A 12,766-nucleotide genomic window follows, 5' to 3' on the forward strand; every position below is an offset into this window, starting at 1 on the left:
AATCTTCCTTTCGAAAGGCTATCCCCCACTTTGAGGCAGGTTACCCACGTGTTACTCACCCGTCCGCCGCTAAGGATCCGCGATGTAAACATCTTAAATCCTCCGCTCGACTTGCATGTGTTAGGCACGCCGCCAGCGTTCGTCCTGAGCCAGGATCAAACTCTCAAATTAAAAGTTTGAACTAGCTGTTGATTACACTAGCTTTTGTTTCCGTCTTGCGACAGAAACGATTGTTTTTGATTTCTCAAAAGAATTACTTTGGTTTTTTACCTATATTCTGTTTAATTTTCAAAGAGCTTTGGTTTGTTTGGTTTGCCGCTCTCGTCAAGCGACTTGTCTATAATAGCATGATGGTCGAAAGCATGTCAACAAGTTTTTTGTAGTTTTTTATCAAAAGAATTTGTAAATTAACTACAATTCTCAGATCCCCTGCCGTTCAGTTTCTTTCCCGGTGGATCCCCTTTGATTCCTCGCCGATATCTTCGACTGCTCAATCATCTTAACGTAAATTCCAGGTTAAATCAATGTGCTTTACAGAGATTTCAAGGGTTTGAAAGATCGTTCATCCTTTATTCACGCCCATTTAGCCCACAAGAAAAGAGAACCCGCAGGTTCTCTTTTCAAATCGTTCGGCTTTTCGCTCTGCCCCGTTTATGGCTCTCTGGAGGAGTTAACTCATGGGAAACCGCTGTTTTTGAGCTCATCTTCCAGCTTTTCTCCGTTCCCGGAGTGAACAGGATTCACCCTCTTGTTCTTTTGATTGCCAAAATACTCCCAGCAGCCCGTTCACGGTTTTCTCCACATTTCAGCCCCATTCATGAACAGCTTCTCCAGACGGAAACCTACCCTTCCAGGGACGTAAACTGAGAATTGTAGAGCTTGAAGTACTCGCCCCGCTTCTTCATGAGCTCCTGGTGGGTGCCGTCTTCTTCGATGCCCTTCTCCGTCAGCACGATGATCCGCTCCGCATTTTTTATGGTTCCCATGCGATGGGCAATGATAAAGGTGGTGCGGTCCTTGGCCAGTTCATTAATCGAAGCCTGAATCACGGCTTCACTCTGATTGTCCAGGGAGGAGGTGGCTTCATCCAGAATCAGCACCGGAGGATTCTTCAGGAACATCCGAGCGATGGAGAGCCGCTGTTTCTGGCCGCCGGAGAGTTTTACGCCCCGCTCGCCGATGTAGGTGTCAAAGCCTTCGGGCATCTCCAGGATAAAGTCATAGGCATTGGCTTTCTTCGCCGCTTCCACCACCTCATCCCTTCCCGCATCCAGGCGTCCGTAGAGAATATTCTCATAGACCGTTCCGGAAAAGAGGAAGACATCCTGCTGCACGATGCCGATATTTCCGCGAAGACTCTCCATGGTGACATCCTGGATGCTGTGTCCGTCAATGGCAATGGTTCCTTCGCTGAGCTCGTAAAACCGGGGAATCAGGTTGCACAGCGTGGTCTTGCCCACCCCGCTGGGGCCCACGATGGCCACATTCTGTCCCTGGGGAACCGTCAGATTGATATGGCTGAGCACCGCTTCCCGGTCCCCGTAGGAAAAGCCCACATCCTGAAACTCCACTGCACCTCGGACATTCGCCAGGGGAAGGGCCTCTGGTTTGTCCACGATTTCCGGCTTGATCGCCATGACTTCCGTGAATCGGCGAAAGCCCGCCATCCCGCGCTGGAACATCTCCACAAAGTTGGCCAGACGCTTCACGGGCTGAAGAATCAGCCCCATATAGATGATGTAGGCGAAAAGATCGCCCGTATTAATCTTCCCCTGATAGAGGAAGTATCCGCCAAAGGCCAGGGCCGTGAGGTTCAGAATATTGGAGAAGAAGCTGATTCCTCCCCCGAAGATTCCCAGGTAACGGACGCTCTTGGTCCGGAGGGACTTGAAGTTGTCATTGCCCCTGTCGAACTTCTTTTCTTCATAGGCTTCGTTGGTAAAGGACTTCACCACCCGAACACCGGAAATACTGTCCTCCAGCCCTGCATTGATGTCCGAAAGCTTTTCCCGCATCTGCCGGAAGGTTCTGCGCATCTTATTATTGTAGTACACCGCGAAGATCACCAGCATGGGGACCACGGTGAAGACAATGAGGGTGAGCTGCACATTGATGCCCAGAAGGAGCACGAAGGAACCCAGGAGCATGAGGGAGGAGATGAAGAGATCCTCCGGCCCATGGTGGGCCAGCTCCGAGATCTCATTGAGGTCATTGACCAGCCGGGACATGATGTGGCCGGTTTTCGTCTCGTCATAGTACTTGAAGGAAAGCTTCTGGAGATGGGCAAACATGCTCTTGCGCATGTCGTACTCCATGCGGACCCCGAGCAAATGGCCGTAAAAGCCCACAATGTAATCCAGCACAAAGCGGATCAGGTAGAGTCCAAACATCGCCACGGGAACTTTCCACAGAAGATCCAGATTGCGGTTGGGGATAATGTCATTGACAAACCAACGCGTAATCTGAGGAAACACCAGATCCGTCAGGGCCACCAGGGTAGCGGCCACCATATCCAAAAGAAACAGCCACTTGTGGGGCTTGTAGTATTGCGCAAATTCTTTAATCATTCCATCACCTGCACTTCATATTTCAGATTTCAATCCAATAAACCCATTATAGCAAAGGAAAAACCTCCTGGGGCTTCTCTCGAGGAAGAACTGTATTGAAGGGATAAAGATTCTATGATGGTGGCTTCTCCATGGAAATTAACGCAAACAAAACCGGAAGAAGAGGAAAAACCTCATCCGAATCGGGTCCCGGTGTCGTATAATAGAGACAAAGCATGAAAATTCGCACAACAGACCGCAAATTGCAGATAGGAGGCATGCAGATGAAAATCTTTGGACACCGCGGATACGCCCTGCGCTATCCGGAAAATACCCTGGTTTCCTTTCAGGCCGCTGTGGATGCCGGCGCCGATGGCATCGAAACCGATGTCCATCTCACCCGGGACGGGGTGCTGGTTCTCACCCATGACGAGGAGATCTCCCGGGTATCCAGCGGCCACGGACTCTGTAAGGACATGACCTACGAGGAGCTCCTCGCTTTAGACTTTGGCTCCTGGAAGGATCCTCGCTTTACGGGGGAACGTATCCCTACCCTGGACCAGCTTCTGGACCTCTTGGAGGACACCTCCCTAATCCTTAACCTGGAGGTAAAAATGGGCTTTCCCTACTACCCCGGGATTGAAGAAAAGCTCCTGGAAAAAATCAGGGCGCGAAACTTTCTCTCCCGAATCATCTTCTCCAGCTTCAACCATTACAGCGTCGCCAAAATCAAAGCCCTGGAACCTGCGGCCCTGGTGGCTCCCCTCTATATGGAAGCCCTCTACGAACCTTATCACTATGCGGAAACCTTCGGTGCCGGCGCCATCCATCCCCAGGCGGGCCTCGTGGAAAAAAGCATTGTGGACGCCTGTCACGAAAAGAACATCGCCGTGAATCTCTGGACCGTGAACCGCACCGAAGATGCCCTGAAAGCCCAAGATCTCGGCGTGGATGCCATTATCACCGATTGCCCCCTGGAACTGATCACCGCATTGAGGAGCTGATTTTATGGAAAACAGACTGGACTACAAAAAGACCTTTATCCTGGGCTTCGGCTTTTTTGCCATCAGCATTACCTGGAGCGTCTACAATGCCTTCATGCCCCTTCTTCTGGGCACCTACATCGTGGACAAGGCGCTCATCGGCTTTATCATGACCATTGATAACTATCTGGCCCTTTTTATTCAGCCCACGGTGGGATTTTACTCCGACAAAATTAAAACCCGCTTCGGACGACGCATGCCCTTCATCATGATCGGCATGCCCCTGGCCGCCGTCTTTATGTTTCTCATTCCCAATACCCATTCCATGTGGGCCCTGATTTTTGCCCTGGTCCTCATGAATCTCTCCATGAGCCTCTACCGCTCGCCGGTCATCGCCCTTATGCCTGACATCACCCCCATGGAGCAGCGCTCCAAAGCCAACTCCATCATCAACTTCATGGGCGGCATCGGCTCCCTCATCGCCTACTTCATCGGCGGAAAGCTCTACGATCTCAACAAGGGTTACCCCTTCCTTCTCTCCGGCGCTCTCATCGTCTTCTCCTTCCTGGTGCTCTTCACGAAGATTAAAGAGGAACGAGATGTCCTGGCCTACGAAAAAGCGGAGGAAGAGCGAAATCTCCTCCAAGGACTGAAAATCGCCCTGTCCAACCGAAGCACCGCCTTCCTGCTTTTAGCCATCTGCAGCTGGTTCATCGGCTTCAATGGCGTGGAGACCTTCTTCACCCTCTATGCCACCCAGTATCTGGGGATTAAGGCCTCCGACGCCACCTTGACCCTGTCCTTCATCTCTTTGAGCTTCCTCCTCTTCGCCATCCCCGCCGGCATGATCGGCACACGCATCGGCAAAAAGAACACCATTCGCATCGGTGTCTCCGCCGCCATCCTGCTTCTCTTCGGCGTATTCCTCGTGCAGCCGGGCTCTCCCAGCATGCTGCTCCTCATCCGGGTCCTTTTCCTGGGTGTGGGTTTTGCCTGGGCCTCCATCAACATCAACTCCTACCCTTTGGTGGCTGACATGAGTCCCGTGGGCCTTTTAGGCACCTTCACCGGCGTGTATTACCTCTTCTCCTCCTTGGCCAACATCATCTCTCCCCCGCTGCTGGGCAAGCTCATCGACCTTCTGGGCTACAAGATCACTTTCCTTTATGGGGCCGGCTGGTTCGCCCTGGCTTTCCTCTTTATCAACCTGGTCCATGACCATCGGGCGGAGCTAAACGGAAACGCCAAGGAATCCTAACAGGCTGTTTCCATGCACCAACGACGAAAGAAGACCATTTCCTTCCCCCCCAAGGGGGAGTGAAACGGTCTTCTTCATTTTTGGCAAATCCTGAAATCTTGTTTCCGGCTTTAGACGTTCAGCGGCACATACTCCGAAAAGGTCAGGGGGATACCAGAAAGTTCATCCACTTCCTGCCAGGAGGTCACTTCCGTAAAGTCCGCCAGTTTCTCCAGGGGGAACTGGGTATCCCCTTCAAACACCTGGTCCACCCAGGTGATGTAGAGCCGCTGACAAAGGGGCATGAACTGACGGAAAAGTTCTCCTCCGCCAATGAGAAAAACTTCTTCTTCCCCTTGGGCATAGGGCAGAACCTCCTCCAGACGGTGAATGAGGGTGACGCCTTCCGGGGCAGCATAGTGCTCATCCCGGGTGAGGACGATGTGTTCCCGACCGGGAAGGGGTTTTCCCAGGCTTTCAAAGGTTTTTCGGCCCATGAGGATTTTATGGCCCAGGGTTTTTTCCTTGAAGAACTTTAGATCCGTGGGAATCCGCCAGAGAAGCTTTCCCTCATGGCCGATGATCCCCTCATAGGTGGTGGCAACAATGAGACTGAGCATCAGACTGACACCTCCATTTTAATTTTACCCAGATGCTGGTAGTTCTCCAGCTTGATGTCGTCCATGGTGAAATCGTAGAAATTCTTGATCTCGGGATTGATCCAAAGTGTGGGGGCTTCCGGCGCTTCGCCCCGGGACAGCTGCTCCCGCATCCCTTCCACCTGATTCTCATAGATGTGGGCATTGTTGATGACGTGGGTGAAGAGTCCGGGCGCAAGGTCCGTCACCTGGGCGATGAGGTGGACCAGCACCGCATACTGGGTCATGTTGAAGGGCACGCCCAGGGGCATGTCTCCGCTTCGCTGCACCAGCATGCAGTTAAGCCTTCCGTCGGTGACATCCCAAAGAGTCATGAAGGCACAGGGGTAAAGGGATCCCCCATCCAGATGGGGAATCTGCCAGAGATTGAGGATCATGCGTCGATCCTGGGGATTGTTTTTCAAAGCTGCGATGAGCTTGTCCACCTGCTGATACTCCCGAACCACCCAGCCATAGGCGGTGCCGATGGTGCCGTCAGGCTTCATCCACTCATCCCAGATGTGCACATTTTCCTCCTGGAGCTTCAGCACGGAGTTGGACTGATCCCGGTAAATCCAAAGCATTTCCTTCACCGCCGTCTTGAACCCCACAAACTTCGAGGTGAGAATGGGGAACTCCCGGGCCAGGTCGAACTGCATGATCTGATGGGGAAGCTTATAGGTGCTGACCCCCGTGCGGTTATTATCATAATAGCCGTGATCCAGGATCTCCTGGACGATTTTCAGATACTGGCGGTCGGCATTGTTCATCATGTGTCCTCCTTGCATTCCTAAACTGGTTTTATTATACCCGATCTCCTGGCGGAAGTTAACCCAGACCCCAAAGAGGGAATATACGACGATGAAAAATAGGACCCGGAAAACTTCCGGATCCTTCGTGATGTCTAAGAGGATTGATTATTTTGAGCCCATGGAGCCCATGGGGTTTAATCCGCCAGAATGCGCTTTTCGCCTTCCAGTTCCCGAATGGACTTCACGTTCTGGGTGACTTCCAGGGTACCCAGGTAGCGGTTCTGGTCATCACGGATGGCGTAGTAAGTGATGAGGATGAACATGCCCCGGGAATTGATCCAGAAGCTTTCCTGATCCTTGGCGCCGCTCTTGAAATCCTGAAGAAGCTTTTCCACAGTCTTCACGCTCTGGGGCGGATGACAGTTCTGCACGGTTCTTCCGATGACGGACTTGGTGCGGGCAAAAATTCGCTCCTTGGCCAGGTTGAAGTACTTCACCGTATCCTTGTCATCGATGAAGGTGATGTCCACGGGGAGGGTATTCAGGACCTTCTCCAGTTCCTGGAGGGTAAGGAAGCCCACGCCAAATCGGATGTTTCCGTTGGAGGGAAGCTCTTCCTTCTTGGTTTTTCCGCCGATGAAGGCTACGCGGTTGGGGGCCCACTTTCCTTCGGGGGAAACCAGGCAGTAGCCGATTTCCTCGCTGTCGTCAGCAATCTCCAGCCACTCATCCTCGGTGAAACGCTCCAGGAGCATGGGGATGAGGATCTGCTCTTCCTTGAAGATCATTTCATGGATGCGCTCCAGGAGCGGATAGATTCTTTCCTTCACCAAAGCCTTCTGATCCTCGGCGATGAGGGCCTTCACGGCTTTGATTTCTGCACGGATCTCATCATCCACGCCCCACATGACCTTGGGGGGTGCGGAGATTCCATACTTTTCCATATAGGGGAAGATGATGTTTTCTTTGCGGGAATAGTGCTTGTCGATGTCCCAGAGAAGATTGAAGTCTTCCAGAAGCTTAATTTTCAGCATTTCCACATCCGTGGCGAAGTAGCCTTCCAGTTTCGGTTTGATTTCCTCCTCCAGAAGAGTCTTCAGGGCATAATTTTCTTCCCGGATCACGCGAACGGGATGACCAATGCTTTCTTCTTCTTTGGACCGGGTGTGGACTTCCTCCACCGATCCCTTGAAGATATCCGCATGGATGTCGCAGAGACGCTGAATCTCTTCCGCCGCCATGCCTTCCACCATGAGGCTCTGCTCCATCTGGGAGATCTCATAGGAGGAGACCCCATTGAAGTTCGCATGGAACTCCTTCTTCACCTCCGCCGGATCCACACCGTCGTGAAGTTTCAGGATCATTTCCTTCAGCAGCTCCTGCCGCTTGCTTCGATTGGTTTCGTTTAATTCTCGGTTGTTGATGACGTTACTCATAGTTCCCTCCATTTCTTGATTCGGACAGATTTATTCCGTAAAGGACAGGCCGTGCCTGGCCAAGGTTTCTTCAATGACTTCCATGGAGATGCCCATCATCACCGAGGCCTTGGGCAGCGTCATGATTTTCCCCACGGTATTCAGCATGGCGGGATTCAGGATATTGACAAATCCCAGCTCCTGAAGCGCTTTGGCCACTTCCGGGTGTGCATGGATGATGGTGTGTACACTGTCTTCTTTTCGGATCATCCCTGCACCTCCTTTTATTCTACTTCGTCAGTGTAGCGCAACTTCGGCAAAAAAACTTTGACCCAAATCAAAAGCTGAGAATGTTTTTCATTCCTTGAGAAAATCATACGATTTTTTGGAGAATTCCGATAGCGGAACGCAAAAAGTTTACAACAAGGAAAAGGGACAGGAAGCCTGCATTATTCTGCTGCTCCTGTCCGTCATTCCTATTTTCGAATCTGTCCGCTGCCAAAGATAATGTATTTCGAGGTGGTGAGCTCCTTCAGGCCCACGGGACCCCGAGCGTGGAGCTTCTGGGTGGAAATACCCATTTCCATGCCCATGCCCAGCTCCGAACCGTCCGTGAAGCGCGTGGAGGCATTGACATAGACGGCCGCCGCGTCCACTTCCTGCAAAAACGTCATGGCGTGGGCGTAGTTGGCGGTGAGGATGGCTTCGGAATGCCCCGTGCCGTAGCGCTCAATATGGGCCATGGCTTCCGGGAGATCCTTCACCACCTTCAACGACATCTTGAGATCCAGATACTCCGTGGCGTAGTCCTCTTCCGTGGCGGCCTCAAAGACCGGGACGATGGCCCGGGCTTCCTCATCGGCATAAACCGTCACCCCATGGGCAGTCAACGCAGATTCCAAGAGAGGGAGGAAGCTTTCCGCCACGGCCCCATGGACCAGGAGAGACTCCATGGCGTTGCATACGCCGGTGCGCTGGGTCTTGGCATTGAGAATGATCGACAGAGCCATATCGAAGTCGGCACTGTCATCCACATAGACATGGCAGTTTCCCACTCCCGTCTCGATGACCGGCACCGTGGCTTCCCGAACCACGCGGCTGATGAGCTTGGCGCTGCCCCGGGGAATGAGGACATCCACATACTCGTGGAGCCGCATGAATTCTCCTGCCGTCTCATAGGAAAGATCCTCGATGAGCTGCACGAAAGTTCGGTCATAGCCCAGGGCCTCCAGGGAGTCCTGGACAATGGACACGAGAATTTTGTTGGAGAAAATGGCTTCCTTGCCCCCCCGAAGGATGAGCGCATTGCCCGACTTCAGGCAAAGGGCTGCCGTATCAATGGTGACATTGGGGCGGGACTCGTAGATGATGCCCACGACTCCCAGGGGTACGGACTTTTTCCCCACCTGGAGCCCATTGGGCAGGGTGCGCATTTCTTTGACGATTCCCACGGGATCCTCCAGATCCCGCACGGTCTTCAGCCCTTCCACCATGGAAGCGATGCGGCCTTCGTTCAGCAGCAGCCGATCGATGAGGGCCGGGGAAAGCCCCGCCTCTTCAGCATTTTTACGGTCATTGGCATTGGCTTCCAGAATTTCCGGGGTTCTTGCCAAAAGGTTTGCGGAAATGGCGTCCAGGAGAGCATTCTTTTCCCCTGTCCCCAGGAGCGCTAGTTTTTTGGCCGCTTGTTTTGCGGCCATTCCCATGGCTTTCATCATGCGTCCTTCCTCCCCACAAACAGCGTGCCCAGATTTTTCCCTTCCAGAATCTCCTCCAGGGCTTCATTGCGGCTACCGTTGGCCAGGACCACATGGATGCCCTTGGCGGTGGCGATCTCCGCAGCCTTGATCTTCGTGATCATACCGCCGGTGCCCAGCTTCGTGGAAGAGTCCTTGGCGATGGACTGCACATTGGCATCAATTTTTTCCACCCGGCTAAGAAGCACCGCTTCCGGATTGAGCTTCGGGTCATCGGAATAGAGCCCGTCGATATCGGAGAGGAGAACCAACAGGTCCGCTTTGACCAAGGTGGCCACCACCGCCGACAAGGTATCATTGTCCCCGAAGATGATTTCATCGGTGGCGATGGTATCATTTTCATTGACGATGGGAATAATGTGGTGCTTCAGAAGCGCGTCAAAGGTGTTCCGGGCGTTCTGCTTCATGAACTTATCCGTCTCCACCTGCTTGGTGACGAGGATCTGGGCCACCTGATAGTTATATTCCTGGAAAAACTTTTGATACATGTTCATGAGGACCACTTGGCCCACGGCAGCAGCCGCCTGCTTTCCCTTGATGTCCCGGGGACGTTCCTTTAGGTTCATCCGCTGGGCTCCCACGCCGATGGCGCCGGAGGACACCAGGACCACCTCATACCCCCGGTTCTTGATGTCCGACAGCATTCTGGCCAGATGCTCCATGCGGTAGATGTTGATTAATCCGTTGGAATGGGCAATGGTGGAGGTTCCGACTTTAATGACGATCCGTTTCACGGACTGCAGTTCTTTTCTTTCGTTTCCCATGGCATTCGCTCCCTTTTCTCATTGAAATTATTCTAGGGGCTCACAGGCGAAAACGCAACCCCCCAAGGCTGTCACTTTTCTGAAACCGCAAGATTATTTGTCTGCGCTATACTGAAGAAAACCGATTTTATCCTTCCAAGGAGGACCGCCATGAAAAAGACTTCCCTGTCTCTTGTGATCCTGGCCCTGCTCCTTTCGGGCTGCACCCCTACGGTGATTCGCAATTCCCCCGCCATCGGCCAGGGCATGGAGAAACCTCCCGTGGAGGAAGCCCCAGCCCCTTCGGTGAACATAAACCCCGAGGCTATGGTTCTTTCCCAGCGGTTTGATCCCCCGGAAGGAACCCAGCGGGAACTGGCCCCCGAAGGATCTTTTGGGGAGTACCTTCAGCGCCTGCCGCTGAAAGTCCATGGTGCCCCCATTTTGTATTATGATGGTACGGAGAAAGGGGATCGGGCCTATGCGGCGGTCATCGACCAGCCCATCTCCCCTAAAAATCTTCAGCAGTGTGCCGATGCCATCATGCGGCTGAAGGCCGAGTACCACTATGCCCGGGGAGAATACGACCAGATTGCCTTTCACTTTGTCAGCGGCTTCCTCTGTGATTTCACCACCTGGTCTTCGGGCCATTCCGTCCGGGTGGATGGACAAAAGGTCACCTGGATCAATCAGCGGGCCAATAATGAAGGGTACGAGAGTTTTCGCCGCTACATGGACATGGTCCACACCTACGCCAGCACCCTGAGCCTGGAACAGGAACTGGTTCCCGTTTCCTTATCGACCATCGCCGTGGGCGATGTATTCATCGAGGGCGGTTCCCCTGGCCATGCCATCATCGTGGTGGACCTGGCCAAGGACTCTTCCGGGGAAACCTACGTTCTCCTGGCGGAAAGCAACATGCCCGCCCAGGAAACCCATATTCTAGCGAACCTAGGCAACTCAACCCTCAGTCCCTGGTATCAAGTTAAGCCCGGCGCTTTCGTGACGCCCTACTGGACCTTCCCGGAGGAAGCCCTCCGGCGGTTCCCCTAAACCCCTGCTCGTTAAAACAGCAGCCTCGGCAGTAAATGCCTGGCTGCTGTTTCTCATTCTAGACTTCTTCCGAAGGTTTGGGCTTTCCGGCAAAAAGCATGAAGGCCAAAAGGAGGATCAGGTAGATAACCAATAGTCCCAGGACGATAAACGTCATGGCGGCGGACTTCGGCGCAAGCCCAATGAGAATAAGCATAGGTGCCCCGAAGATGATGGCGAAGCTGCTTCCGCCCACCAGATTGCCGGCGGAAGGGGTCTTGAACTCCGGATCCACTTCCCGGAGGAGAAGAATGCCCGAGCTGATGGTTCCCGTCATCATCCCGTACATGCCCAGCATTCCCTCGTGCTCATACTGGGGATAGATCTTTCGGCTCATCCAGATGAGGAAGACCAGGGTCACCAGCGCTGCCGAAATGGACATGAGGAGGAAGGGAAGCCAAAGTCCCGTGAGATCTTCCATGTTGATGGAGGCAATCCCCGCCACGATCATGATGTCGAAGGCCATGCTGGAGATTCGGCTGAGAAGATAGCCGTTTTGGTACTGGCGGCTCATGATTCCCCGCCTGCGCCAGATCCCCAGGACGCTCTTCACCAAAAGAGCGATGACGGAACCCAGAATGAAGTTGAATCCCCAGAGGAGATTGGAAATGGTGGCCGAAAGGCCTGGGGCATAGGTATCCACCAGACCCGTGATCCCTCGGGTGACCAGGTAGGTCAAGAGATACACCAAAAACACCAGGGCGATCTGGACGGAAAATCGGTCAATGGATTCGGAAATGGGAATTTCATTGTTTTCCTGGAAGATCTCCACGGTGACAGACCCGGAGAGTTCCTCGTGCTCCACCGGACGGATTTTCCCCTTGGCCGACAGATACCGAATATAGGCGATGCCCACCACACAGGCGGATAGGTAGCCGGCAGCAGCGATGGAGAGGCCGAAGGAACGGCCGCCCACAAAACCGAAGGACTCATACATACTGCCGATATTGTTGGCTTGACCCGGTCCCTGGCCATAGCCCATGGGGAGCAGAATCCCCGCTGCCTTGAACATGTCTGGCATGACGGTATAGGCCAGCCCCAGGGAAATGAGCAGCCCCAGGATTCCCTGGACCAGATAGCTGCTGACGATGAGGGCTCCGGTCTTGGGCATATCCAGATTCCGGCGATAGCTGTCCGCGCTTTTCGGCTCGATTTTCAGGGACATGGCGATGAAGCCCAGGGCGATGCCGTGGTAGGTGACCATTTCCAACGTGGGAAGATCGATGTCGAGGAGGCCGGATCCCCGAAGAAAGAGCAGGAGAAATCCGGCGATGACCGCCGTGGGCATGAGGGTGCTGCGCACCCAGCGAACCTTTTGGCGCAAAATGTTGGAAAAGAGAATCGAACCGGAGATGATGCCCATTTGAATGATAAAATTCCAGAGACTGGTGTTCTGTGCTGAAAAATCCATAGACGATTCCTTTCTGGCGCCAAATGGTCTGTACTGCGTGGGGGAAGCTGACGCCACCTCTTTCTTTCATTATGCCGAATTATTCTGTCTCTGGAAACAGCCCCCAGGTTAATTTGGGGAATTATTTCTTCCGCTCCCTGATCTCTTGGGGATTCCGGAAAGATTCATATAACATTCACGGAACGGTCCGAG

Annotated in this window: 11 protein-coding genes and 1 rRNA gene; 3 read left to right on the forward strand and 9 right to left on the reverse strand. The window is 53.3% G+C overall.

What is annotated here, in order from left to right; all coding sequences use genetic code 11:
- Both KCG48_RS11085 and KCG48_RS11090 read right to left on the reverse strand, forming a co-directional pair.
- Positions 1–171, reverse strand: a 16S ribosomal RNA gene (locus tag KCG48_RS11085); the annotation flags it as partial.
- A 671-nt stretch (positions 172–842) separates the two neighbouring features.
- Positions 843–2,567 carry an ABC transporter ATP-binding protein gene (locus tag KCG48_RS11090; RefSeq protein WP_211802282.1) on the reverse strand — a complete coding sequence of 575 codons (1,725 nt, stop codon included), beginning with the start codon at positions 2,565–2,567 and terminating at the stop codon, positions 843–845.
- 263 nt (positions 2,568–2,830) lie between these two features.
- Here KCG48_RS11090 and KCG48_RS11095 point away from each other — a divergent pair, with 263 nt between their 5' ends.
- Positions 2,831–3,550 (forward strand): glycerophosphodiester phosphodiesterase, encoded by a 720-nt coding sequence (locus KCG48_RS11095; RefSeq protein ID WP_211802283.1) that lies wholly within the window; start codon positions 2,831–2,833, stop codon positions 3,548–3,550.
- Between the two features lie 4 nt (positions 3,551–3,554).
- Entirely contained in the window at positions 3,555–4,787 is a 1,233-nt protein-coding gene (locus tag KCG48_RS11100; protein ID WP_211802284.1) for an SLC45 family MFS transporter, read from the forward strand.
- Positions 4,788–4,897: 110 nt separating this feature from the next.
- Here the strand turns inward: KCG48_RS11100 and KCG48_RS11105 are convergent, their stop codons facing one another.
- The 6 genes from KCG48_RS11105 to proB all read right to left on the reverse strand — a co-directional run bounded on the left by KCG48_RS11105 (position 4,898) and on the right by proB (position 10,092).
- The gene (locus tag KCG48_RS11105) at positions 4,898–5,386 is read right to left on the reverse strand and encodes a dihydrofolate reductase (protein ID WP_211802285.1); all 489 of its coding nucleotides are present in this window, start codon (positions 5,384–5,386) and stop codon (positions 4,898–4,900) included.
- On the reverse strand, positions 5,386–6,174 hold the full coding sequence (locus KCG48_RS11110) for a thymidylate synthase (protein ID WP_211802336.1): 789 nt from the start codon (positions 6,172–6,174) through the stop codon (positions 5,386–5,388). Before KCG48_RS11110 ends, KCG48_RS11105 begins: the two co-directional genes overlap by 1 nt.
- Before the next feature lie 176 nt (positions 6,175–6,350).
- Positions 6,351–7,592: a DUF438 domain-containing protein gene (locus KCG48_RS11115; RefSeq protein WP_211802286.1), complete on the reverse strand. Its 1,242-nt coding sequence runs from the start codon at positions 7,590–7,592 to the stop codon at positions 6,351–6,353.
- Positions 7,593–7,622: 30 nt separating this feature from the next.
- Positions 7,623–7,841: a DUF1858 domain-containing protein gene (locus tag KCG48_RS11120; protein WP_211802287.1), complete on the reverse strand. Its 219-nt coding sequence runs from the start codon at positions 7,839–7,841 to the stop codon at positions 7,623–7,625.
- A 206-nt stretch (positions 7,842–8,047) separates the two neighbouring features.
- A complete protein-coding gene (locus KCG48_RS11125; protein ID WP_211802288.1) occupies positions 8,048–9,289 on the reverse strand; it encodes a glutamate-5-semialdehyde dehydrogenase in 1,242 nt (413 codons plus the stop codon).
- Entirely contained in the window at positions 9,286–10,092 is an 807-nt protein-coding gene (proB, locus tag KCG48_RS11130) for a glutamate 5-kinase (RefSeq protein ID WP_211802289.1), read from the reverse strand. The genes KCG48_RS11125 and proB overlap by 4 nt, the downstream gene beginning before the upstream one ends.
- Positions 10,093–10,242: 150 nt before the next feature.
- On the opposite strand from proB, the gene KCG48_RS11135 reads away from it, so the two are divergent.
- Positions 10,243–11,124, forward strand: a complete 882-nt coding sequence (locus tag KCG48_RS11135; protein ID WP_211802290.1) for a DUF4846 domain-containing protein — start codon at positions 10,243–10,245, stop codon at positions 11,122–11,124.
- A gap of 58 nt (positions 11,125–11,182) precedes the next feature.
- On the opposite strand, the gene KCG48_RS11140 is transcribed toward KCG48_RS11135, so the two are convergent.
- Positions 11,183–12,574 carry a sodium/glutamate symporter family protein gene (locus KCG48_RS11140; protein ID WP_211802291.1) on the reverse strand — a complete coding sequence of 464 codons (1,392 nt, stop codon included), beginning with the start codon at positions 12,572–12,574 and terminating at the stop codon, positions 11,183–11,185.
- Positions 12,575–12,766: the final 192 nt, after the last annotated feature.

The organism is Proteiniclasticum sediminis, from assembly GCF_018128025.1.
GTDB classification, from domain to species: Bacteria; Bacillota; Clostridia; order Clostridiales; family Clostridiaceae; genus Proteiniclasticum; species Proteiniclasticum sediminis.